The sequence below is a fragment of the Paenibacillus sp. cl141a genome (genome assembly GCF_900109305.1).
Lineage (GTDB): Bacteria > Bacillota > Bacilli > Paenibacillales > Paenibacillaceae > Paenibacillus_AQ > Paenibacillus_AQ lautus_A.
The window spans coordinates 221,117-246,202 of record NZ_FNZO01000005.1 but is presented as its reverse complement, the minus strand read 5'-3'; the positions used below and the strand labels follow the sequence as shown (position 1 = coordinate 246,202).

Below are 25,086 nucleotides of genomic sequence, written 5' to 3'. Positions count from 1 at the left end.
AAATGAGTTTACCACGATTAGACGCAGGGAGCTTTCAAAGCGCGATTAACCACGACGGGGTCACGCTTGTTGAATTCGGAGCCACATGGTGCCCGCCCTGCAAAGTGCTGCTCCCCATTCTGGAAGAGCTGAGCCGTGAGGAGGCGGGGCGTCTGGACATCTATCAGGTGGATTGTGACGAATCCCCCGAGCTTGCCGCCCAATTCGGCATCATGTCCATGCCGACGGTGATTGTGTTTCATAACGGAGAACCGGCAGATAAATTGATAGGGCTCCGGCCAAAAAGTGTATACCAAGCGGCGCTGGGCCGTTATGTATCATAAAATGAATGAATAGAGAAAACGCCTCTGATGTCGTGATGTCAGGGGCGTTTTCTTCTATAGTAGAGGGCATTACGCCCTGCGTATCGAACTCTAATATATGGAAGATGTATGGATGTAACCTGTTTAAAGGAGATACTTTCAATGAGATCAAGAAGGAAAATCGTTTCTCTTATGGCCATCATCGTATTTAGCTGTCTAGCCATGAGCTTGGTCGACGCGGTGATCCGTCCGGATTACGCCGTCAAATCCGCCATCAAAATCATCCTCTTTCTGACATTGCCGATTGGCTACGCCATCATCGCCGGCGGGGTGCCGTTTCGCAGGCTGTTCGCTTTCGAGAGAAGGGGTCTCCTAACCTCCCTGCTGCTGGGATTCGGCGTATTCGCCTTCATACTGGGTGCTTATTTTGGGCTGGGGCCTTTATTCGACTTTACCAAGGTAACAGGGGCACTGGAGGATAATATGGGAGTCAATGCAGGCAATTTTGTATTTGTCGCCCTTTACATATCCATCGTGAATTCATTGCTGGAAGAGTTCTTTTTCCGCGGCTTTGCTTTTTTTACGCTGAAGGAGCAGGTCGGGCGCAGATTTGCTTATGTATTCAGTGCCGGGGCTTTTGCCGTGTATCATGTTGCGATGATGTCCAGCTGGTTCTCGATAGGATTGTTCCTCTTGTTAATCGCGGGACTGGTTGTCGCGGGCCTGTTGTTTAACTGGCTGAATGAGCGAAACGGCAATATTTACGCGTCCTGGATGGTGCATATGTTTGCCAATTTTGCGATCAACGCGATCGGTTTGATGCTGTTCGGGATAATTTGAGTGTGGGTTTCGGGTTCAGACCGATATGGGGGGAGCAGACGCTCCGTTAACCGTTGCCGATAGGGCCGATACGGCGGTATGGCTGGCGACGATGGAGGATGATGAACCCAGCGGGAATTTTTTTCGTGAACGGCAACGAATCGCTTGGTAATGCGGAGGATATTTCTGCTAACAAGGGATAACATCTATCGTATGGTATACCGATGACTCTACTAATGATTAGCAATAAAAAATTACTCTAAAAAAACGCCTATTTTGACGACGCTGATGTATAATAAGCGGTATCAGGAGGTGCAGAGTATGAGTGATATCAACATTTTCGGCCATCAAGCTCTGTTTGAACATGTCTACAAAAGTGCTCCAATTGGCATTGCCCTGGTTACGATCGAAGGAAGCTGGATCAGCGTAAATCCTGCGGCGTGCAAAATGTTTGGCTACACGGACGAAGAATTAATGGCACAGCCGGCAACCGATTATATTTATTCTGAATGCATTAACAATAAAGACAAGCTGTTACAATCTCTGGATGAAGAGTCCTCAACCATTTCGATGGAGAAACAATTTGTACATAAGGATGGCAATGTCATTTGGGCATCCATGCATGTTTCTCTGGTTCGCGACGATCAGGATCAAACCCCCTTGTTCTTCATCTCGCAAATTGTTGATATTACCGACAGCAAGGTAGCCGAGCAGAGACTCCAGGAGAGTATTGAGCGATACACCTCGCTGAAGAAGTATAACCATGATGCGATTATTTCCTTCAATCTGGAAGGAAGGATTATAAACGGAAACCAGATGGCGGAGCAGCTGACGGGATTTAAGATCCCGGAGTTAATCGGAACCAAAATCTCAAATTTGATCGGCGAACGCAATCTTGCCCGCGTGCTCTCCTTTTCACCCGATTATGTTGCCGTCGAGAAGGAAATCAACTGCATCCATCACAAGGGCGGTCATCAGGTCGAAGTGCTCGCAACGCTGGCACCCATTGTGATTTCAGGCAAGAATGTGGGTTTCTACATTATAGCCAAGGATATGACGGAACAGAAAAGGCTTATCATCGAGAAAGAAGCAGCCGAGAAGACAAATAACGCCAAAAGCGAGTTTTTGGCGATGATGAGCCATGAGATCCGGACGCCGATGAACGGCGTAATCGGGATGACGGATTTGATACTGGATACCGAGCTTGATGAGGAGCAGCGCGAGTACGTACAGATCATCAAGAAGAGCGGGACAACCCTGCTGAACATCATTAATGATATTTTGGATTTCTCGAAGATCGAATCGGGTCGAACGGAGCTGGTAGAGGAAACATTCAGCTTAAGAACGGCCCTGTCCGAGACTTTGAATATGATTCTCCCGAAGGCGCTGGACAAAAATATTGAGGTGACCACCTCTGTAGCGTCCGATGTGCCGAATCAAGTATATGGGGATGTGACGAAGCTGCGCCAGGTATTGATGAACCTGCTGAGCAATGCCATTAAGTTTACCCCGAACGGTGCCGTTTCCATCTCGGTTCAGTGTGTTAGGGACCAGGCTAACTCGGCGCTCATTCAATTCTCCGTTACGGATACGGGCATAGGGGTGCCTAACGAGAAGGTTGCGCAGCTGTTCGAACCCTTCTATCAGGTGGATCATTATATGACACGGCAGGTGGAAGGAACGGGACTCGGGCTGGCCATATGCAAAAAACTCGTTCAGTTGATGGGCGGGGATATCTGGTATGAGCGAAATCCGAATCAGCAGGGGTCCGTCTTTACGTTTACGGTCGATTTTTCGTTTAGTGCTAACGCGAGCAACATGCCGGAGGCCGGGACGGTTCACGAGAATTACTCTGACGGCAGCGATCTGAAAATTCTGATTGCTGAGGATAATGAGGTGAACCAATTAGTCCTCAAGAAAATGATTGAGAAGCTGGGGTACAATTCGACTACCGTTCTGAATGGGCTCGAGGCGGTAGAGGCCTTTAAGCGATATCCGTATGATATGGTGTTCATGGATATACAGATGCCCTTCATGGATGGCATGGAAGCGGTCCAGCTCATTAAGGAATCGGCCCCGTCCGATCATCAACCTTATATCGTGGCCGTGACGGCACATGCAATCAAGGGGGATCGCGAGAAATATTTAGGAATGGGCATGGATGAGTATGTAAGCAAGCCTGTCAGCTTGAATGTCATCTCGGCCATTATTGATAAGTTTCTGGCAGAACGAAATATTGTGCAAGCCTAGATAGACAAAAGCTCAAGTGATCTCACTTGAGCTTTTGTTATTCCCATGCAACATAACCTATGAGGTGGTACCTGTCACGCTGCTGCCGTTCTTGGTTAGGTTGTAGGTGATGACTTCGCCGCTCCAGAAATGAAACTTCAGGATGACTTCTCCGTCTCTGACCTCGTTAAAAAAGACAGGTTTAAGCTTGATTTCATGGCTGGCGTAGGATGGGGAAAACGTGTATTCAAATTCCTTGAAGGAGGTCCAGTCCTGCGGCCCTGCATTGCCTCCCGATGCGTAAACAGCCTCCATCGTGGCCAGCTGATCCCCGTTAAACGTCGCGGGAATGCTGAACGAATCAGTGGTTCCCTGCGTGCTGCGCAGCACAGGCGTATCATGATAAACAACCCTGAAGTTCCAGTCCGCGCCTCGGTTGAACTTGGCCGTCAGTACGGCATTCACTCCGAATTGTCCGGATGAGGTCAGCCTGGACAGCAGGCTGGATGTAAACGTAATCGTATTTCCGTTCAGCGTATAATCCTGCCCGGCGACTAACCGCTGTCCGTTTGAGCGGATTTCGGTCAGTGCGTTGCCGTTCAAGTTCAATGGGATGCTATGATCCAGGACAGCCGCTCCTTTTTTCACAAAAATCAGATCGGTATCAGCCGTGGAAGAACGTCCGCTCCAACCTGCCTTCATGATGTTGTACAGCTCCGGATCGGACCAGGTAAAGGCGGTTCGCTTAAAGTGCTGGCCGTTGTCCCATAACATATGGGTAATGTTCTTCTGTTTGAGATAATAGGTTAGATATTCGAAGAACTTCAGTTTCTCGCCCTGCTCAATGACCCCTGTGCTTTGATCGAAGCCAAGCAGCCCGTATTCGCCAAGGATAACGGGAATCCCTCTAGCGATAAAGGTGTCATATACATGGTTGAACGTCTGATCGATATCGTTTCGGGTATCCGTCTCAAAACGGGTATACCCCGCGATGTTCACGCTGAACGGCCAAAACCCATAATAATGGACGGTGGCGATGAGATTGGCATCATTCAGCTTGGTCATGGTGTTGTAAAGCTCGTTCATTCTAGCTTGAGTAGGGGATGCCTCAAGGGTAGAGAGCACAAGCGGCCGGGTTGCGTTGCGTGCTCCAGATCCGCGGACGATCCGATGGAACGACGTTTGAAGTTCATCCAGCATCTGAAAGGCTTTGGACTCGTCGGTGGTCCCGCCATCCGAGAAGCGGGGTTCATTGACGCTTTCAAACATCAGCTTGTTCGAATGGGTGCGGAAGCGCTGGGCAACTTGAGTCCATACGGCGTTGTACTTGGCAACGACTTCGTTGCGGTTGTTCTCCATATGGCTGATCCACAGCCACGAATCGTGATGGACATTGATCATGACGTACAGATCGGCGTCCAGCGCCCAATCGACAACCTCCTCGACCCGGTCCATGTAAGAGGCGTCGATTGCATAACTCGGTGCACTGCCGATGTGATGGTTCCAGGTTACCGGAATGCGGATGCTCTTATATCCCTGTGCCGCAATTTGGTCGATCAGCGCTTTGGTGATGCGCAGATTTCCCCATGCCGTCTCGTCAGCTCCCACGGCATCCAGCGAATTACCCAGGTTCCAGCCGGGCTGCATATCATTGACGTAGGCTTGGAGATTTTTCTTTGGATGCTTTGGATGTTCGTGTTTCGCTGCGGATGCGTATGAAGGGAACAATGAGATGACCAGAGAAACGATGAGAGCCAAGGAACAGATGGATTTCTTATTGAGGTTTATCATTAGCATCTCCTTTGTCATGAAGTTGTGAAGCGGTATTTTCACTAGATTCATTCAATAACCGTTATCCGTTGTTGAGGACCTAGATGCAACATTGGCTTTTAAGGTCAGGATTCACCTCCAAACGATATTTTTGAAAGCGCTTTCTGAAAATAAATTATCATATTTTTCCATGGGGAAGTACCCGGAAAATTCATCTTAAAATCATGTGGAAATTAGTTATGAGATGCAAGAAAGAGTTCTAATATGGGGGCTTGATGGAAGAAGCGGATAAAAAAGCTGCTCCTCCTGTCAAATTTGACAGGAGGAACAGCTTTCTTGGGACTGAAGCGTTTTGAAGTATGATGGGGAACTTCTACACTATAACTCGAATATTACGGAGTTTTTATAGGTAATTTCAAGGTATTAGATGGTTTAGAGAGCAGAGTAGTTGTCTGCACACTTGTTTGATTTTTTAATTCCGATAATACAAATACACCGTACTCCGTATCATTTTGAATAACTAGATTTAGCGTATCGATGTCGATAATTTCTGAGATGTTTTTTCCCATTGGTGTTATCGTTGCTTTAGCATCTTCTATCGCAGCAGCTATCGTTGCTTTTGGAAGATCGAAGTTTTTGATTTCTTCTTTTGGCACAAACAACAATCGATAATGTTTGATGTTTGCCTCGTTGATCGCTTTCGTGAAATCAACTTGAAGCTTCCCGTCTTTATTCAAACTGGCTTTAACGGCCGAAGCTTGAAATGGGGCGGGTATGGTGAAGTTTTCGGATGCTGGAGATAAGCCGTTAGATTTTTGCGTTTTCCCATCCGCAACGACTAGAATGTAAACTTTATATTCCTTACCCTCAGAAATGGCAATATTGTTCACGTCTTTTGAGCTGGTTAATTTTTGCACTATTTCGCCTGCTTTAGGGTCAACTACAGTGTAAAGATTGTTATCCTTTATTCCTTCTGCTCCTTTTATTTCCAAGGTTTTATCCGAAGGAACAACCATAATCCGATATTCATTAATCCCTGTAGTTGTTCCCGTGAACTTGACGGCAACATCACTGGCATTACCATTTCCGCTTACAATTTCTGCTTTCACAGTGGAGGGAATCTCCAGAGCTGTTTTGTTTTCCAATGTTACTGAATTGGAAGCTTTTGAGAGCGTGTTTTTAATATTCTTATTGTTGCTAACAGATAAAACAAATACACGGTATGTTTGTTGATTAGCAATTTGTTTTCCGAATGCATCTAGGGTACCGTCTATAAGATTGCCATCATAGTTAGCACCAGGAAAGACGGTAAAGTAGCTTTCTGCTGGGAGTCCATTAGCAATATCTAGATTGAATTTGCTCAAGTCTGATTCATTTACAACGATTATTCGGTATTCACTAATGTTTTGTTCGTTTGCAGATTTAGTGAAGGATACTTTCAGGTCACTAGCGTTGCCTTCTTCACCAGCATCTTTCACTCGAACATTATTTGCTTCTCCTACCTGACTTACTCCTTGCAACTTGATTTCGTCGGATGGAGCGGAAAGAGCATCGCTGTAATTAGAGGATCTGTTGCTTACCGATAAGACATACACGCGATAGCCTTGATCATTCCGAATCAGCTCACCGTCTGTGTCTCGGGCATTAGCGCCTAAATTTTGACTATAATTGTTCGCTTTAGTCACTTTAGTGTAATAATCGTTTGATTGAGCTTGGGATAATGTCAGACTCTTGGATGATTTGACCGCAAAAATGCGATAATGATCAATATTACCTTCTCCGCTGGCATGGGAGAAAGTTACTTTCAGATCACTTCCGTTGCCTTCATTGCCGTCATCCGCTACTGTAACGTTTGTAGCCTTACCAACTTCAGTCACGCCTTGAATCGTTACGTCACGAGAGACGGATGAAAGTGCTCTGCCGTTATTCGAGTAGCCTACCGACAAGACATACACCCGGTAGCTTGAACCTCTTTGAATGAGATCCCCATCAGAATCCTTGGTCGTGTTGGTCAAATCTCGAGTGATAGTGCCGCCGGTTTTGTAAACCGTGATGTAATTCTTGTTGTCATAAGCTTGGGACACAGTCAGGTTCTTAGAGGACTTCACAACGAGAATCCGGTAATGGTCAATGAAATTTTCGCCATTTGCAGGATTGAAAGAGACTCTCAGGTCGCTTCCGTTACCATTATTGCCGATAATGGACAAGGTTGGCGTGGAAACAGGGTTTACATTGCCCTGATTGTTGTTTCCAAGCGTAATCGATGAGTAATTGGATAATGCATTGTTATTGCCCGAATATCCTACCGACAGGACATATACGCGATAGCTGATGCCATTGCGAATCAGCTCTCCATCGATATCACGGCTGTTGGAATTCAAGGTTTGAGTAATGCTGTTACTGCTGTTGTTCTTATTGATTTGAGTGTAATTATTGCTGTTGTTTAAGTTGTTGGCTCTGTACAGATCGAAATAACTATCGGATGATTTTACAACGAATACTTGGTAATAGCTGATGTTAGAACGATCCGACGGCTGGGTGAATGACACCTGCAAGTCGCGTCCGTCATTGTAGTTGTTTACGTCAGTGACGGACAGATTGGTGACTGCGCCCAGATTGGTGCTGGAACTCAAGATAATGGAGCTCGATGGAGCGGACAACACGTTATTATTGGAGTTATTGTAGTCCACGGCCATGACGAATACGCGATAGTACACACCGTTACGAATTGTTGCTCCGTCTATGTCTCTGGCACCGGACGCCAACGTCAAGTTGTTGATGTTATTCCCGGTTTTGTTGACTTGGGTGTAGTTGTAGCTGGAGACAGCATTGGCTTTGCTCAAGTTGAAGCTGCTGTAATTGCTGTCCTTTACGACAAACACGCGATAAGAGTGAATGTTGGATTCGTTGGATACCTTGTTAAAGCTTACGCGAAGATCGCGGCCATCACCATAATCGCTGATATCCGTTACCTGCGTAATGGATGGGACCGTTGCATTGCCTGTGCTGAGGGTGATGGAAGCCGAACCTGAGGACAGGTTGCTTGCAAGCACGTTCTCATTGCTGCTCACAGACTGGACGAACACGGTGTAAGCGACTCCGCTGCGGATGAGCTCGTTTGAAGTATCGCGAGCAGAAGAACTCAGCGTCGTGGACAGCGTTGTATTCGTCGTACTGGTTTTGCTCACCGTCGTATAATTCTGGCTAGCTACAGACTTAGCTGCTGCCAAGTTGAAGTTAGCCGCATCCTTCGTTTTCACCACGAACACGCGATAGTTGGTTACATTGCTCTCGTTCTGGGCGCGCGTGAAGCTGACCTGAAGATCACGGCCATCGCCGTAGTCGCTCACATCGCTCGCTTTTACGTTGGTTGCTCCGTTCACCGAATTGGTGTTGGTCAGCGTCAACGACGGGGAAGCCGAGGAAAGGGCATACGTGCCGCCTGTTTTGCTGACTGCCAATACATAAGCTTTATAAGCCTGGTTATCGCGGATAAGGTCACCGTCCACATCCTTTGAGCCGGATGTAAGGGTCAGCGTCGGATCCGAGCCGGACGGATATACCGTGGCGTAAGCAGCGGAGGATACGCGCTGTGCCTCGGTTTGGTTCAATGTCTTGGACTGCTTTACAATCATGACGCGGTAATGCGAGATTAAAGGTTCGGTCGACGATTTGGAGAAGCTGACCTGCAAATCACGGCCGTCTCCGGCATTGCCGATATCCCGAAGAGTCACATAATTCACCGGCACGATGCCAGTAGTATTTCCACCGCCGCCGGAATTGTTCGTCGTGGTGACGGTAACGGTTTTCGTTTTGGAATTCCAGCCGATTTTTTGGCCAAGGGCTTCGCTTACGAAGCGGACCGGCACCATGGTGTTGCCTTTTAAGTTCTTCGCCGGTACATCCAGCGCTACCGTCTTGTTATTGATGGTGGCCGTTTTGGAGTTGATTTTTAGGATGACGGTTGTGCCATCCTTGACCGCCGTGACGGTTTTCGTCTTTTGATTCCATTTGACCGATGCGTCCAAGGCTTCGAAGATGGATCGCATCGGAAGCATGACGCGCCCCTGGATCATGACAGGCGCTTGAGGCGTATACAGCTTGACGCCGTCAATCAAGACGCTGATGTTCACTGCCGCTTGGGCCTGCGATTGGAATGTCATGGGGATTAACAGTATAGCTGCTAGCAAGGCAGTCCATATTCTTTTCACACACTCAACCTCCTGAATTTGCTTTGTTATTATTTTCCTCTACAATATGACGCATTCGTTCATAATAAAGTTTCAACTATTACATCGGCATTCCGAAAATATTTTTTAGTACCAGATCATAAATAAGGGAAGAAACAGCAAATATTTGCTGTTTCTTCCCTCGTTATTGTTGATCAATATTGGGTAATGGGTTCGGTGCCGCCTGCGATCGACCGTGTTACCGCATCATAGATATTCGGCGGGTGCTCGGCGATTCGGTGGCACAAGTACAGGAACCACTCCTCGCTCTATGTCAGGTAGATTCGGACGGGGAAGCCGTCCTCCTTCAGTTGCTTGGCAAGGTCCGTTCGTATGCCATACAGCACTTCAATTTCGACGGCTGCGCGGCGATACACTTCGTTGCGGGTCATATGCCACAGGATAGGTTCATCATGAGTGGCGACCGATACCGGCCTGCCTGCCTGAACGCATAAATCCACCATTTGAATATACCTGGTGGTAAGCGTCTCGGAACGAGGAATATAGTGTCCCTCTTGTTCCTGATAGGCGCCTTTTACGATGCGGATCGTGCCAGAACCGTAGGCAAGAATTTGTTCGAGATCTTCCAGGGTTCGGGGGAGCTGGGCTTGCAGCGTGATGCCGACATTCGTGAACCGGGCCGATATTTTGCGATGCAGCGCAAGGATGGCATCCGTTTTGGCGGACTCCTCCATGCTGATGACCAGCTCTAAATCGGCCGCCTCCGCTTGGCTGGCAAGCCCTTCAAGATGCCGGTAAGCCAAATTCTCGTCTACCGATAATCCGATATGGGACAGGTCGAGCGAAATACGGGTGCCCGGCCGGCCTTTCGAACAGGCTTCGATTAGCCGGGAGAACTCCAGGAAAGCCTGCGTACATTCGGCTTCGGTCAGGGTGTTCTCCCCGATATATTCCAGCGAAGTCCGATAACCTCGGGCATCCAGTGCATCCCGGCAGAACAAACCTCGCTCCAGCACGTCTCCCGCGACAAAACGCTCCGCTGCACGCAGCAGGTTCGGATACCATTCGGCGGATTGCCGGACGTATTGTTTGAGCTGCAGGTTACGGGCAACTGACTTCAGAGCGTCGGCAAAAGCCTGTTCAGATAAAGAATCGTTCAAGTGAAACACCTCGCAACATTGGGATCTTCATGATTCTATCAGCGTCTGCGCGAGGCGGTATTGTATAAAATTGCGGTTGGTTTAAGATGACGCTGCTTTCGCATACCGAAGAGGCGTTGTCCCCACGCACCCGGCAAAAGCTCTCGTGAAATGGCTCTGATCGTAAAACCCGGACTCGGCAGCAACGTCTGCGCTGGTCTTCCCCTGTAACAGCTGCTCTTTCGCATAATTGATGCGCAATAAATTTTGGTAGGCATGCGGAGCAAGATGATAGGTTTCCGTAAACATCCGAATGAGGTGGAATTTGCTGATCCCGGATATGTCCTGCAGGGTATCGAGTGTAATGCGGTCTTTGTAATGATGATCCAAATACTTCTTCGCTCGCAGCATAGCCGGGGATTCAGGCACATTGCCGCCAGGCACCGAGGCGCTTTCCTCCTGAAGCAGGCCCGTTTCCCGCATTAATGTCATCAGCATGGATTCAATCTCCAATGGAGTGGCATTTTGCTGAAGCCCTGTTCTGCAGGAATGAATCAAATTTCGGGCGTTTCCCGGCAGACCATACGCGGGTAGCCCCTTGCTCAATGAGACCAATGGAGATTTCTTCGTGAAAATGCTTTTTGTAGGCCAGATGATCCAAAGCATCGCATTGTTTGATTTCCAAAAACGGCAGATCAGGGTCGCGTAAAAATAAAATATCGGGCATTTCCGTCATTCCTCCTTCTTGGCTGGGGCATTTCCGTATCACCGTGTTAAAACCGGACATCAATAGCTACATTATAAAGAAGGTGATATGTTTGTTCAAAGACGGCGTAAGCCTATTATATAACTTTACGGGAATATAACTGTATGGTAATATAATAAACATGTTGAACGATAACCTTTTTGAAGTATTGGCAGAGCCGAACCGTAGGACGATATTGGACTACCTGCGCGGGAAAGAGTGTACGGTCGGGGAGATTGTAGATCTCATGCAGCTCAGCCAACCTGGCGTGTCCAAACATCTGCGTATTTTGCGGGATGCAGGCCTTGTCTCGCTGCGCAAAGAAGCACAGAGGCATGTGTACAGCCTGAATGCCAAGCCTCTGGAGGAGATCCACGACTGGCTGGAGCCTTATCGGCAGTTCTGGACGAACAAGCTGGATGATCTGGAGAGGCTGCTGGATGAGGATGAAGCTCCGTAATCATCCTAAGGCGCCAGATTGGATGAACCATTTTTGAATCAACATTCCATGAGGAGGATGAGTGATGCTGGCTGTTGTACAGCAAGACGAGTTCGGAACGACCGTCCGATATGAACGCCGCCTGAAACATTCGGTTGAGAAGGTGTGGTCCTATCTAACGGATAATGACAAGCTGAAGCAGTGGTTTTCGGAGCTGAAGGTGGAGGATTTGCGCCAAGGCGGGAGAATTACCTTTGACATGCAGGACGGAACGTTCGAAGAGTTTGAGATTACGGACTATCGGGAGTTATCGGTACTGGAGTATACGTGGGGAGAGGACCGGGTGCGTTTTGAGCTGCATCCCGAAGCCGAAGGTTGCCGTCTGGTGTTGATCGAGACGATAACGAACATCACGGATCATACGCCGAAGGATATTGCCGGTTGGGACGTATGCCTGGACGTCATGGAGGCACTGCTGGATGGCAGGACGCTTGAATCGCGCAAAGACGCCTGGTCCGAAAAATACGAGCAATACGTTCACGTATTTGAACAATTGCCCCGAGCATAAATTTTGCTCCTTTCCAGCATGCAAACATGCGGGGTTGGAGCTTTTTTTATTGGAAGAAGGATAAATTCCATCTATAATCGGGTGAGGGATATATTCCCATATGGACTACCGTCTGGGTGGAGGGATCAAAATGCCGGATTACAAGGTAAACATCTTGCAGCTTAGAGAAGATAACTATCATAACGGGCTTAGGCTGGGCCGCAGCCTGCGAAATCAGCCCATATTGAAAGCTTTCGAAGCGGCCACCAAACCGGAGATCGACATGGAGCAGCTGAAGAGCATCTATAACGAGTTTGCCCCGCAGCTGCTAACGGAGCTTGAAGGACTGGCAGAAGGTTTGGAAATGTCCTTTCCCAAAACCGCGGCGCTTCTGGGCGGATACGACGTCCCGAAAATCGCGGCCATGGGCTGCTCGGCGATGATCACGGCTTCGTATTACGTAAGAAATTACGATTTTACGCCTGCGTTGTACGATGGTTATTTTACTGTGGCTCAAGCCGATCAAGGCCTGGCGACCGCGGGCTATAATTTGCAGGCCATAGGCAGGCATGACGGGGTGAATGAGCAAGGGCTTGCCGCCGGGCTGCATTTTGTCAGCTTTGACGGATACCGGACGGGACTGTCGCCTTGGGTCGGCGTTCGGATGATACTGGAATCGTGCGGAACGGCAGAAGAAGCGTCTTATATGCTGCGCCATATTCCCCATGCGGCTTGTTATAACTTTTCAATAGGAGATGCACAGGGCAACATGGCCGTTGTCGAGGCAAGCCCGGACCAAGTGATTTCCCGTGCGGGCGGGGAGGCGGCAATTGCCTGCGTTAACCATTATGAGGCGTTGACGGGCAAAAACAGGCCTGCCATCGAGCATTCCCTGCGGCGTAAACGTTACCTCGACAGCCTGGATGCGGAACGGTTAACCCAAACCGAGGCTTTCGGTTTGTTTAAGGATCCAAAATCCCCGTTGTTTTTTACGGATTATGACGATTTGTTCGGAACGCTGCATACCTTTTCGTACGCCTTCGAAGATGGAAGGGTCATGACCTCGCTTGCTCAGGGCGGCGTGCTTGATTTTTCGTTCAGGGAGTGGATCCGGGGCCAAGATATCCCCGAAGCGGCGTTGACGGGACATATCGATGGATATCAGGACGGACAGCGTGTTTAAAGCTCGGGCAGCAGGATTGCGCATGGGTGCAATCGCGGTGTTGTTAGTCCTCCTGTTGCTTTGTGCGGGAAAAGCCGATGAAGATATGACGCTTCATAACGAGATCAACATTCCTTTTTTATATCGATTGCTAATGTCGTATGCCCCGGATTCATATACAGTAGAAAGCCAATACGGCAAACCGGATATCGTAAGAAAAGAACGGGACTATACGTATGAAATTCACGAAATGGCGGATGGCAGCAAGCTGGTTTCGTTCTTTTATCCCCGAGGCGGACATCTCACGGATCAATGGCGGCTTAGCCGACTCCCGGAACGGAGCGAGTTTGAAGTTTTGGTTCCAGGAGAAGCCCATGCTCAAGATGTCAAACGGATCGATCCCTATTTTAAGCTCATGACCGACGCGACCCATGAGACGGGAACCAGCGAGCATCGTCTCCGGGATACCGGATTGGCAACGATTCAATACAAGCACGCGGGGGGCAGATGGATCGTGGATTCGATCGGGTACACGGCTCAGGACCCTTCCGGTTTCGTAACGAAGCTTCGTGCGGAGGACCGGGCGATCTTCTGGAAATCATAGGATGTTGATCATGGCTTTATTATGAGCGCTTCTTCCGGGTGAAGGAGCGTTTTTTGTGCCGTTCGTGCATGCCGAATTTGGAACATTCTGTGACTTAGCCGTCTGGGGCGGTTCAGCGTTTTCATTGGCGGATTTGTTTATGCTACACTGGTTTTAAGGATGGATTCACGGATCAGGACAAGCGAAACAAGTGAATCTAACAACGAAGAACACGCAAATAGAATAGTCCGCTGAACAGGTTTAGGCAGACGCCGCAGTACGTATCCGTATAGACATTAACCATCCTGCAGCTGACGCGCTTATAGACCGCTTGGGTTACCTAATTTTCTACATAACGTTCCAGGCCGAAACGGCAACGATGAGTTGGGAGTGGAGTGACATGGCTTTTGTGAGCATTAAGGATGGATATAAGCGCTATCGGATGGGCGAGACCACCATTGTAGCCAACGACGGAATCAACCTGGAGATCGAAAAGGGCGAGTTCGCGATTATCGTCGGTCCCAGCGGGGCAGGAAAATCCACGGTGCTGAACATATTGGGCGGCATGGACACCGCCGATGAGGGGCAAGTGGTGGTGGATGGAACGGACATAGCCAAGTTCAACAGCAAGGAGCTGACGGGATATCGGCGCAATGACGTCGGATTTGTGTTCCAATTTTACAACCTGGTTCCCAATCTGACGACAAAAGAAAACGTGGAATTAGCCTCGCAGATTTTGCCCCGAGCTCTGGATGCGGAACAAGTGCTGCGGGATGTCGGCCTGGAGCAGCGCCTGAACAATTTTCCGGCACAGCTGTCCGGCGGCGAACAGCAGCGGGTGGCGATTGCCAGGGCGCTTGCAAAGCAGCCGAAGCTGCTTCTCTGCGATGAACCCACGGGTGCGCTTGATTACCATACCGGGAAGCAGGTGCTCAAGCTGCTCCAGGATACCTGCCGCTACACGGGAACGACCGTTATCGTCATTACGCATAATTCTGCCCTGGCACCGATGGCCGATCGCATCATCGAGATCAACAATGCCAAGGTTCGGAAGACGGTGGTGAATCCGAATCCCGTTTCCGTAGACAGCATTGAGTGGTAGGGAGACATAGATGATGAAGAAGAAAGCGTTATGGACTGATATTTTCCGGGAAATATCGCGGACGAAGGCACGGTTTCTGTCCATTTTTGCGATTATTATGCTCGGCGTCGGCTTTTTCGCGGGGATCAAGGCCACCGGGCCTGATATGCTGGATACGGCGGATCACTATTATAAGGATTTAAAACTGATGGACCTTAAGGTTCAATCGACCTTGGGTCTTGAACCAAGCGATACTGAAAAGCTGAAACGGGTTGCCGGCGTGGATGCGGTTCAACCGGGGTACAGCGCGGACGTATTTCTCGGCGACAGCGGGCGGATCGCGAAGGTGCACTCCTATGACCCAGGAAATAATCTGAATCAATATGTGCTTACAGAGGGGCGGATGCCAGAGGCAGCAGGCGACATCGTCATCGATGCAGGAGAGAGAGGAAACGAATTTAAAATAGGGGATCAGGTCACCTTTACCAATCCGGATCAGGAAGTGGATTTAGGGGAAACGTTTGATCATCTGACGTATACAGTCGTGGGAAGAGCGAAAAGCCCGCTGTTCATAAGCAGCATGAGCCGGGGAACGAGCGGCATCGGCAAAGGGACGGCGGATGTGTTTGCCGTTATTCCGGAGAAGGATTTTAAACTGCCTGTTTATACGGAAGTCTACTTGACCTTTCAAGACACGGCGGAACCTGCTCCTTATACAGCCGAGTATGACGAGAAAATCAGCCGGCACAAAGAAGCGGTTGAACTGGCGCTGCAGGCCATGCCGCAGGAGCGGCTGGCTGAAATCCGTGCAGAAGGGCAGAAGAAGCTGAACGAGGCAACGGACAAAATAGAGGATGCCAAGAGGCAGCTTGCCGATACGGAGCAGGAGTTAACGGATGCCAGGCTCAAACTGAATGAAGGCGAGCAAGCGTACCGCGATGGGGTGAACAAGCTTCAAACCGAGCTGGCCCAAGGGCAGGCTAAACTGAATGCGGCGGAAAAAGAACTTTCGCAAGGCAGAGCAGAACTGAAACGCAATCGGCAGAAGCTGGAACAGGGCCGGAATCAGCTCAAGACGGGTCAGAGCCAATTGGATCAGCAAAAGGCGGAGTTTGCGCCGAAGCTGGCACAAGGACAGCAACTGGCCAAGGCGCTGCAGCAAATCTCCGGCTTGGACCCGGAGGTCATCCCGGACGAGCAGAGGCAAGAGCTGCTCTCGGCAGCTCAGTCAGCCGATCCGAAACTAGCGGTCGCCGCCGCAGGTTTCATGGACGGAGCATTGGACGGCGCTGCTTTGCGACAGGCGGCTTCCGCTTTCCAGCGTGGCCTGGACGAGGCATCACTGCAGCTGGATCAGGCTCAACAGAAGCTGGATGCAAGCGAAGCAGAGCTCAAGGACGGGCAGACTAAGCTTCGGGAAGCCGAGCGTCAGCTCGCGCAGGGAGAGGCTTCGTTGAAGCAAGGAGCGGAAGAGCTTGCAGCCGCCAGACGGGAGGGGGAAGCCAAACTCGCGAATGCGAAAGCGGAACTTGCCCAAGGACAGGCGGACTACCGGGAAGGTCAGGAGAAATTTCAAGAGGAGAAAGCAAGGGCTATGCGGGAGATCGCCGACGGCGAGAAGGAAGTGGCCGAGGGCCGGAAGGAGCTGGATCAGCTAGAGCTTCCTAAGGTCTATGTCATGGACCGCAGCGTCAACCCGGGATATACGGAGTACAGCGATAACGCGGACCGCTTATCATCCATTGCCACGGCGTTCCCGGTATTCTTTTTCCTGATTGCGGCCCTCGTCAGCCTGACAACAATGACCCGTATGGTTGAGGAGCAGCGGCTGCAGATCGGAACCCTGAAAGCCCTCGGATACAGCAACCGGGACGTGATGAAGAAGTTTCTGGTCTACTCGACGCTGGCGAGCGTTGCCGCATCGGCTGCCGGACTGGCCGTCGGCTTTACCCTGTTTCCCGCCATCATCTATGATGCTTACGGCGCTTTATATAATCTGCCCGATGTAAGAACCAGCTTCTATCTCAGCTATAGCGTCGTCTCGGTTGTCGTGGCTGTGCTCTGTACCACCATGACGGCTTATGTGGCCGTGCGGGTGGAGCTTCGAAGCAACGCCTCGGTCCTGATGCGTCCAAGGGCGCCCAAGAACGGATCCCGCATATGGCTGGAGCGAGTGCCATGGGTGTGGAATCGGCTCGGCTTTATTGGAAAAGTAACCGCGCGAAATCTCTTCCGCTACAAGCAGCGGATGTTCATGACGGTCTGCGGCGTGGCCGGGTGCACGGCCCTCATTCTGACCGGTTTCGGTCTTAAGGACTCCATCGGGGATATCGCGCCGATGCAATACGGCAAAATCATGCAGCACCAGGCGACCGTGGTATTCCAAGAAGATAACGGCGAGAGCGGCGGGCTGGAGGACTATAACAAGCGCCTAGCGGGAGTTCCGGAGATTACTGGAATCCTGAACGTGACCCAGGAGGCGATGACCGCGGCGGCCCCCGGCGTGAACGGCCAGGATGTGAATTTGTTCGTGCCGCAATCGCCGGAGAAGACCGATTCGTTTATCGTGCTGAAGCCCCGCGAACAGGGGCAGACGCTGTCTTTGACGGATGACGGCGCGATCATTACCGAGAAGCTGGCCAAGCTGTTCGATCTCGGCATTGGCAGCACATTCACCGTCCAGAACAGCGATAATGAACCCTTTGAAATACGCGTGGCGGGGATCACGGAGAACTATGCCTTGCACTACGTGTACATGACGCCGAAGTACTACGAAGACATTTTTGACGCAGCGCCCGAAGTAAACAGCCAGCTGCTGACTTATGACCGAAACGATCCGGAGTGGGAGGATCGGCTCGGGGAATCGTTAACCGCAAGCGAACGGGTCGCCATGGTGAGTTTCACGAGCGGCGTGAGCGACGCCTTCAGCGATACGATGGACAGCATGAACGTCGTGGTGGTCGTCCTCATTGTGTCCGCTGCGGCTCTCGCGTTTGTCGTGCTGTACAATCTGACGAATATCAACGTATCCGAACGGATACGCGAGCTATCGACGATCAAGGTGCTTGGCTTCTATGACAAGGAAGTAACCATGTACATTTATCGGGAAAACATGATCCTGACCGTGCTCGGGATCATAGCGGGCAATCTGGCAGGCATTTTCCTGCATCGGTTCGTGCTCCTGACCGCAGAAGTGGATGCGATGATGTTCAGTCCCACCATCCATGAAATCAGTTATGGCTACGCGGCGCTGCTGACGCTGCTGTTCTCGGCCATCGTCATGGCTTCCATGCATTACAAGCTGAAGCGGATCGACATGATCGAAGCGCTGAAGTCCGTGGAATAACATATAGCTCGGCAAGAGAGCCATTTTCGCGGGAGACGATCCTTGTGAACGGGCTCTCTTTTTCGCTGCCTGTTCATCCTGGTTTTTATGTTGCGCGCCATGCGTGAAGAGGTAATGGAATGCGATTTCCCGCGATAATTTTCATCCGCCGGCAAGATCTAGGAGAAAATATATTATAATAGACATATCCAGCCATTGTACGAACTAATATTGCTACTACATGAAGACCTGTGGGTAAATGATGTAAGAAATAGGATAACGGTCTTCGACACTCGGAGGAATGCATATGGGAATCGTCTTCTCGATCTTGAAAAAGTACCGCGTTGCAGCGATTGCGGCACTTGCCATGATGCTGATCGAGCTCACCGTCGAGCTGATTCAGCCGCTGCTTATCTCCAAAATCATCGACGACGGCATACAGAAGCAGGACATGTCCGTCGTATGGATGTGGGGAGCCGTTTTGACTGGAAGCGCTATTATAGCCTTCATCGCCGGGATATCCAGCTCTTTTTTTGCGGCGCATACGAGTCAGGGGCTCGGTTATGATCTTCGCGATCAATTGTATGACAAGGTCCAGTCTTTCTCTTATTCGATATTTAACCGGTTCGCCACCTCATCGTTGATTACCAGGCTTACGGGTGACGTTACCCAGATTCAGGACACGGTGTTCATGGGCCTGCGGTTCATGACGCGCGTCCCGCTGGTGGTGCTCGGCAGCATTATCATGGCACTGGTCGTGAATGTGAAGCTGGGCTTGCTGCTTGTGCTGACCGTGCCCGTATTGTTTATTTTCATCGCTTGGATCATGAAGCGGGCTGCCGATGCGTTCCGCAGCGTCCAGCAGCGGCTGGATGCGGTGAACGGCGTCATCCAGGAGAATCTGACCGGGATTCGCTTGATCCGCGTATTCGTGCGCATGGGCCATGAGATTGAGCGCTTTGCCCGTACCTCCGGCAAGCTGATGAGCACCACCGTCTCGACCTTGCGATTAACGGAGACAACGATGCCGTTCATTCTTCTCGTTATGAACGCCGGAATCATGGCGGTCCTGTGGTTCGGCCGCAAAGATATTGCGTCCGGCAGTGCCAGCGTCGGCGAGGTGGTCGCCGTCGTCAACTATTCCCTGCGCTGCATCGGCGCCATGTCCGCCCTGTCTTGGGTCGTCGTTGCCTTTTCCCGCGGACGGGCTTCCGCCCAGCGTGCGCAGGAGGTGCTGGGCACGGAGGATGCGGCGGCAGGCGCAAACAAGGACCTAGCCGGGAAAGTGGATATTCAAGGGGGCGTCAAATTCGAGCAAGTGAGCTTCAGTTATCCGGGCAGCGACATCGACGTCCTGACGGATATTTCCTTTGAAGCGAAGCCCGGTGAGCGCATCGCCATCATGGGAGCCACGGGTTCCGGCAAATCCTCGCTGGTCCAGCTGATTCCGCGGCTTTACGAGGAAGAGAAGGGGACCGTGTTCGTAGACGGCGTGGACGCCGCGTCGATCGAAGAGGTGAACCTGCGCAGCAGCATCGGCTATGTGCCGCAGGAAGTGCTGCTCTTCTCGGGGACGGTGCGGGAGAATATTGCTTGGGGACGCGAGGATGCAACGATGGATGAAATTCAGGAGGCGGCTCGCCGAGCTCAAATTCATGATACCATTGAGCATCTGCCTAACGGGTATGACACGATGCTGGGACAGCGCGGGGTCAATTTGTCCGGCGGACAGAAGCAGCGCCTGTCGATTGCGCGGGCGCTCGTGCGAAAGCCCGCCATCCTCATCCTGGACGACAGCACCAGCGCTCTTGACGTCCGAACGGAAGGCGCCCTGCTGGATGCCCTCAAGGATCTATCCTGCACGACGTTTTTGATTACGCAGAAGATCAGCTCGACCACTTCGGCGGATTTGATTCTGCTGCTGGATGACGGGCGTTTGATCGGAAAAGGGAACCATGACGCTTTGATGGAAAGCTCCGCTCTGTATCGGGGCATCTATGAATCCCAGTATGGAGAGGAGGCGCAGCATCATGCTCAAGGCATTCACTGAACCGTTTCGTCACCCAAGACCGAAGCTCGATCTTGACAAGAACAAGGATGGCGGCAGCCGTGGCGGCAAGCCGAAAGCCAAGGCCAAAAACTGGTCGGGCACCCTCTCCAGGATATGGACCTATCTTGCCCGGCGCAAAGGGAAACTCGCGCTCGTGCTGCTGATGGTGATGTTCAGCTCGGGCCTGGCGCTGCTGGGTCCCTACCTGCTCGGCGTCGGAGTGGACAAATTTCTGGATGATGTAAGAAATCCCGACAGCTCCATCGATTCCGCCTGGCTGTACTTTCTGGTTGGCCTGGCCGTCGTATATGTCCTTCAGGCTTTAACCACCTGGCTGCACAATGTCTGGATGATCGGCATCGCTCAAGAGACCGTGTACCGTATGCGGATGGATCTCTTCACGCACCTGCACCGGCTGCCGATTCCGTTCTACGGCAAGCGCCAGCAGGGCGAAATCATGAGCCGTCTGACGAATGACATCGAGAACGTGAGCTCGACGCTCAACAGCTCGGCCATTCAAATCTTCTCGAGCGTGCTGACTTTAATCGGCACGTTAACCGTCATGTTATGGCTTAGCCCGCTGCTTACGCTGCTGACGTTCCTGGTCGTGCCCCTGATGATGATGGGGATGCGCTGGATTACCCGCCGGACCGGCCCGCTGTTTAAAGAGCGTCAGCGCAATCTGGGGGACCTGAACGGTTACATTGAAGAAACGCTGTCCGGGCAGCGGATCATCAAGGCTTTCTCCCAGGAGGAACGGGTGGTCCGCGAATTCGATGACCGCAATCAACGGATTCGTCTATCGGGCTTCTGGGCGCAGAGCATATCGGGCTTCATTCCGAAGCTGATGAACGGGCTCAATAACTTGAGCTTTGCGATCGTGGCGGGCATTGGCGGCATTCTGGCGATTCAGGGGCATATTACGATCGGCGTCATCATTATATTCGAAAGTTATGCGCGGCAGTTTACGAGACCGCTGAACGACCTGGCGAACCAATGGAATACGCTGCTGTCCGCCATTGCGGGAGCGGAACGCGTATTCGAAGTGCTGGACGAAGAGGTTGAAGCGAAGGATGAAGGAGCGGCCGTCACGCTGAAGAGCGTGGAGGGGGCGGTCAAGTTCGACAACGTCTCGTTCTCTTACGATAAAGAGGGGGACACCCTGGAAGGCATCAGCTTTGAAGCGAAGCCCGGCGAGATGATTGCGCTGGTCGGTCCGACCGGTGCGGGAAAAACCACCTTGATCCAGCTTCTCTCCAGGTTCTACGATCCGGACAGCGGAAGCATTACCCTGGACGGCCGGGACATTTCTTCGATCCGCAGGGAAAGCCTGCGTTCGCAGATGGCTTTCGTGCTTCAGGATTCGTTCCTGTTTCAGGGCACCATTCGTGAGAATATCCGTTTTGGCCGGCTGGATGCGACCGATGCAGAAGTGGAGGAAGCCGCAAAATTGGCTAACGCCCACTCGTTCATCGTGCGCATGAAGGACGGTTATGACAAAATGCTCAAGCCTGACGGCAGCGGCATCAGCCAAGGGCAGAAGCAGCTGCTTGCGATCGCAAGGGCGATTCTGGCCAACCCCTCCATGCTGGTGCTGGATGAAGCGACAAGCAGCATCGATACCGTAACGGAGATCAAGATCCAGGAGGGGCTGCAGCGGTTGATGAAGGGGAGGACGAGCTTCGTGATTGCCCATCGTCTGAATACCATCCGCTCCGCCGACCGCATCCTGGTGCTGAAAGACGGACGCCTGCTGGAGCAGGGCTCCCATGAGGAGCTGCTGAAGCAGGGAGGGTTCTACAGCGACTTATATCATGGACAGTTGAAACGAGCCGCCATGTAACCTTAGAGTCGGCACCAAGAGGAAGAAGCGCATGTTCTTCTCTGCCCGCAGCCGCGATTGGTCGTATTTGGTTGGACCAGGTATAGGCAGGTACCCTAGTATCCGCAGCATCGTTATCGCATTTAACAAATTAGAGGCATCAGGACATCATCAAAACCACCGGAGCGGCTTACAGCCAAGCGTTGCTCCGGTGGTTTTTGTTTGGCATGCGCGGATTCAGAAGCAGCGCAGCCTGTATGCGAGCCCCGGATCATAGTCGGATGGGCAGGCATGTTTTCATCTTAACGACTCTGCATGGGCTGTCGTACCTTATTTGGAACCGGTGGTTTGAACCTGCAGCTTACGCTGTGCCGTTCTGCCAAATTGCAGTACGAACAGCAGAAGAATCCCTGCTTGCAACGCCACCAAGACGATATAGATGTTGCTGTAGGTCGAAGCTCCCTGTACCATGTTCAGCGGGTTCCAGCGGGTGCCTGCGCCAAGGTCGACGGCTTTGCCGTAAACCCCGGTGGCAATCGCGCCGGACAGGAAGTTAAGCAGCGAGAACAGTCCCATGCCAACGCCGGTTTGCTCTTTGGGCAGCGATAAGGATATCGTCTTGGAGAGCGAGATTTGCATAAACATGATACCGACATTGCCGAAGATCAGGAACAGTGCAATCAGGAGCGGCGATACGCCAGCAAAGGTGGACAACAGGGCAAAGCACAGCAGCAGCAGGGTGGAAGCCGCATAGAATAAATAGCGGGTTCCCTTGGTATCCGCGAGCTTGCCGCCTCTTCCGCCCAGCATGGCCGTGACGACGGCTCCGGGCACCATGACAAATCCGATCCATCCCGGAGCCAGACCGTTCAAATCCGACAGCAGCTGCGGAGTAAGAAAAGGCAGCGCATAGCCGACGCTCATGATGAACATGCCGAGGACAAGTCCGACCGTGTAGCTTGGGTTGCGGAACAAACGGGGCTGGACAAAAGGCGCTTTAGCCGAACGAATGCGCAGAAGGAACGCAAGGAACAGGATCAGGCTGCTTAAACCGAATATCCAGCCGCCTTGGGTCACCGCCAGGAGCAGCAGCGCGACCGTTCCGGCCAGAAGGCCGCCGCCAAGCCAATCAATCCGTGCGCCCCGGCCCTGTTCATTGCCCAGATATTTGCGATAGAGAGGGAGGGTGACCAGGATGAGCAGCGGAATAAAGAAGAGCCATCTCCAATGGAACGTGCTAACGACCAATGCGGAAACCACCGGCCCGATCGCGTTGCCGATGGCGAGCCCGGTCGCCGTTATGCCGAGTGCGCGGCCCCGGTTTTCCGCAGGGAAGTAACGGACAGGAATGATCATGGCGATTGCCGGAATGACGGCTGCCCCCGCTGCCTGAAGGATCCGTCCCAGCAGCACCATCCAGTAGGCCTGTGCGGCCAAGCCCGTGATGGAACCGACAAAGAAGAGAAGCAATCCGAAGGTGACCAGATTTTTGAGTTTATAGGTGTCGGCCAATTTTCCGTACAGGACGGAGCCTATGGCATAGATGAGCATGTAAATCGACGATACCCAGCTGACCTGGGCGAAGGAAAGCCGGAATTCCTGGCTGATTTCCGGAAGCACGATATTAAACATGGTTGCGCTCATCGACGAGAGAATCATCGTAAACGCCAGAATGCGTATTAATTTTTCAGCCGACGGCTGTTGCGGTTGCTGATGTTCGTTCATGTGATTTCCCCCTTTCCTTTGGTTACGATTTATTCTACAATCGATAGTTGATAAATAAAAATATATATTATGACATGCATTCATATACTCAAGGATATCAATTAAGGAGGAAGAACCGCATGGAACTGCTTCAGCTGCATTATTTTCAGACGGTGGCCCGAATGGAGCACATGACCAAGGCCGCGAAGGAACTTCGTATTGCCCAGCCAGCGCTAAGCAAGACGATTGCCCGCTTGGAAGAAGATTTGGGGGTGCCTCTGTTTGATCGGCAGAGCCGGCAAATCAAGCTCAATTCATTCGGAAAGGCTTTTCTGAAAAGCGTCGATACAGCGTTATCGGCCCTAGAGGAAGGCAGGAGGGAAGTCTCCGATTTGGCAGGCATGGAGCGGGGGAGCATCCGCATAGCAACGACGGCGTTGCCCCGGCTGTCCAAAGCCCTGGGCGCTTTCCGCGCGCGATATCCTGACGTGAATTTCCGCATCATTCAGATTCCGCCCGACTCCACGATGGAGATGGTGCAGATGCTGGAAAACGGAGAAGTCGATCTTTGCTTTACCGCGGCAGCCCTGGACGAAGACCACATTCGGGAGATTCCGGTCCTCCATGCGGAGGTGTTTCTGGCGGTGCCTCACGGCCATCGATTGGCGGGACGGTCCCGCATTTCCCTTCAGGAGGTGGCGGGGGAGGCCTTCATCGAGTACAAGGCAGGCCATCCGTTTCGGAAAATGAACGAGGAGTTTTGCCGATTGGCGGGGATCAGCCGGGAAGTCGTGTGTGAAGTCGATGAGCCGGCCGCATTGTCGAGCCTCGTATCGGCCGGGCTTGGAGCCGCATTTGTACCCGGATGCAAAGGGGACGACATGCCCCCGTACGCGATGGTGCGCATCGAGAAGCCTTCCTGCTACCGCACCTTCACCGTAGCCTGGCTGGAGCGGCGCTACTTGTCCAAGGCCGCAACGGAGTTCCAGTCATTCCTGGTAGACTATTTCGGCGAGTTTCAGGAGCCGATGAAGCATAAAGACGTGATCTGACAGATCACGTCTTTTTTCTGTCCCGGCCGCCTCCCTTCTACATAAGCCGAGCATCCCCTTCATACCGTTTTATAGACCAATGAACAGGGAGAAGTGGATGGCCACGCCCGTTGGTTACTCTTCATGA

The 25,086-nt window shown here is 51.6% G+C and carries 19 protein-coding genes; 13 read left to right on the top strand and 6 right to left on the bottom strand.

What is annotated here, in order from left to right:
- The first annotated feature begins 2 nt into the window (after positions 1 to 2).
- The 4 genes from BMX45_RS16460 to BMX45_RS16445 all read left to right on the top strand — a co-directional run bounded on the left by BMX45_RS16460 (position 3) and on the right by BMX45_RS16445 (position 3,371).
- Positions 3 to 323, top strand: a complete 321-nt coding sequence (locus BMX45_RS16460) for a thioredoxin family protein (RefSeq protein WP_090910785.1) — start codon at positions 3 to 5, stop codon at positions 321 to 323.
- 141 nt (positions 324 to 464) lie between these two features.
- Entirely contained in the window at positions 465 to 1,142 is a 678-nt protein-coding gene (locus BMX45_RS16455; protein ID WP_090910606.1) for a CPBP family intramembrane glutamic endopeptidase, read from the top strand.
- Positions 1,143 to 1,167: 25 nt separating this feature from the next.
- The gene (locus BMX45_RS32145) at positions 1,168 to 1,293 is read left to right on the top strand and encodes a hypothetical protein (RefSeq protein WP_302847916.1); all 126 of its coding nucleotides are present in this window, start codon (positions 1,168 to 1,170) and stop codon (positions 1,291 to 1,293) included.
- A gap of 149 nt (positions 1,294 to 1,442) precedes the next feature.
- Positions 1,443 to 3,371, top strand: coding sequence for a PAS domain S-box protein (locus BMX45_RS16445; RefSeq protein WP_090910605.1), 1,929 nt, complete (start codon positions 1,443 to 1,445; stop codon positions 3,369 to 3,371).
- 57 nt (positions 3,372 to 3,428) lie between these two features.
- Here the strand turns inward: BMX45_RS16445 and BMX45_RS16440 are convergent, their stop codons facing one another.
- From BMX45_RS16440 to BMX45_RS31820, 5 genes are all read right to left on the bottom strand, one after another.
- Complete coding sequence (locus tag BMX45_RS16440; protein ID WP_090910604.1) at positions 3,429 to 5,141, bottom strand: cellulase family glycosylhydrolase; 1,713 nt, start codon at positions 5,139 to 5,141, stop codon at positions 3,429 to 3,431.
- Between the two features lie 371 nt (positions 5,142 to 5,512).
- Complete coding sequence (locus BMX45_RS16435; protein WP_254778106.1) at positions 5,513 to 9,331, bottom strand: copper amine oxidase N-terminal domain-containing protein; 3,819 nt, start codon at positions 9,329 to 9,331, stop codon at positions 5,513 to 5,515.
- Between the two features lie 287 nt (positions 9,332 to 9,618).
- Positions 9,619 to 10,470, bottom strand: coding sequence for a proline dehydrogenase family protein (locus tag BMX45_RS16430; RefSeq protein WP_254778105.1), 852 nt, complete (start codon positions 10,468 to 10,470; stop codon positions 9,619 to 9,621).
- An 81-nt stretch (positions 10,471 to 10,551) separates the two neighbouring features.
- Positions 10,552 to 10,947, bottom strand: coding sequence for a helix-turn-helix domain-containing protein (locus tag BMX45_RS31825; protein WP_254778104.1), 396 nt, complete (start codon positions 10,945 to 10,947; stop codon positions 10,552 to 10,554).
- Between the two features lie 4 nt (positions 10,948 to 10,951).
- Entirely contained in the window at positions 10,952 to 11,176 is a 225-nt protein-coding gene (locus BMX45_RS31820; RefSeq protein ID WP_254778103.1) for a hypothetical protein, read from the bottom strand.
- A gap of 160 nt (positions 11,177 to 11,336) precedes the next feature.
- On the opposite strand from BMX45_RS31820, the gene BMX45_RS16420 reads away from it, so the two are divergent.
- From BMX45_RS16420 to BMX45_RS16385, 8 genes are all read left to right on the top strand, one after another.
- On the top strand, positions 11,337 to 11,654 hold the full coding sequence (locus BMX45_RS16420; protein ID WP_090910603.1) for an ArsR/SmtB family transcription factor: 318 nt from the start codon (positions 11,337 to 11,339) through the stop codon (positions 11,652 to 11,654).
- A gap of 64 nt (positions 11,655 to 11,718) precedes the next feature.
- Complete coding sequence (locus tag BMX45_RS16415) at positions 11,719 to 12,201, top strand: SRPBCC family protein (RefSeq protein ID WP_090910602.1); 483 nt, start codon at positions 11,719 to 11,721, stop codon at positions 12,199 to 12,201.
- Between the two features lie 130 nt (positions 12,202 to 12,331).
- Positions 12,332 to 13,363, top strand: a complete 1,032-nt coding sequence (locus tag BMX45_RS16410) for a C45 family autoproteolytic acyltransferase/hydrolase (RefSeq protein ID WP_090910601.1) — start codon at positions 12,332 to 12,334, stop codon at positions 13,361 to 13,363.
- Positions 13,356 to 13,946 (top strand): hypothetical protein, encoded by a 591-nt coding sequence (locus tag BMX45_RS16405; protein ID WP_254778102.1) that lies wholly within the window; start codon positions 13,356 to 13,358, stop codon positions 13,944 to 13,946. Before BMX45_RS16410 ends, BMX45_RS16405 begins: the two co-directional genes overlap by 8 nt.
- Before the next feature lie 379 nt (positions 13,947 to 14,325).
- Positions 14,326 to 15,027: an ABC transporter ATP-binding protein gene (locus BMX45_RS16400; RefSeq protein ID WP_090910600.1), complete on the top strand. Its 702-nt coding sequence runs from the start codon at positions 14,326 to 14,328 to the stop codon at positions 15,025 to 15,027.
- A 13-nt stretch (positions 15,028 to 15,040) separates the two neighbouring features.
- A complete protein-coding gene (locus BMX45_RS16395; RefSeq protein WP_254778101.1) occupies positions 15,041 to 18,352 on the top strand; it encodes an ABC transporter permease in 3,312 nt (1,103 codons plus the stop codon).
- Between the two features lie 286 nt (positions 18,353 to 18,638).
- On the top strand, positions 18,639 to 20,381 hold the full coding sequence (locus BMX45_RS16390) for an ABC transporter ATP-binding protein (protein WP_090910598.1): 1,743 nt from the start codon (positions 18,639 to 18,641) through the stop codon (positions 20,379 to 20,381).
- On the top strand, positions 20,362 to 22,224 hold the full coding sequence (locus BMX45_RS16385) for an ABC transporter ATP-binding protein (protein WP_090910597.1): 1,863 nt from the start codon (positions 20,362 to 20,364) through the stop codon (positions 22,222 to 22,224). The genes BMX45_RS16390 and BMX45_RS16385 overlap by 20 nt, the downstream gene beginning before the upstream one ends.
- Positions 22,225 to 22,533: 309 nt before the next feature.
- Here BMX45_RS16385 and BMX45_RS16380 read toward each other — a convergent pair whose 3' ends face one another.
- Positions 22,534 to 23,928 (bottom strand): MFS transporter, encoded by a 1,395-nt coding sequence (locus BMX45_RS16380; protein ID WP_090910596.1) that lies wholly within the window; start codon positions 23,926 to 23,928, stop codon positions 22,534 to 22,536.
- Between the two features lie 119 nt (positions 23,929 to 24,047).
- Between BMX45_RS16380 and BMX45_RS16375 the strand changes: the two genes are divergently transcribed.
- Complete coding sequence (locus BMX45_RS16375; RefSeq protein ID WP_090910595.1) at positions 24,048 to 24,959, top strand: LysR family transcriptional regulator; 912 nt, start codon at positions 24,048 to 24,050, stop codon at positions 24,957 to 24,959.
- Positions 24,960 to 25,086 lie beyond the last annotated feature (127 nt).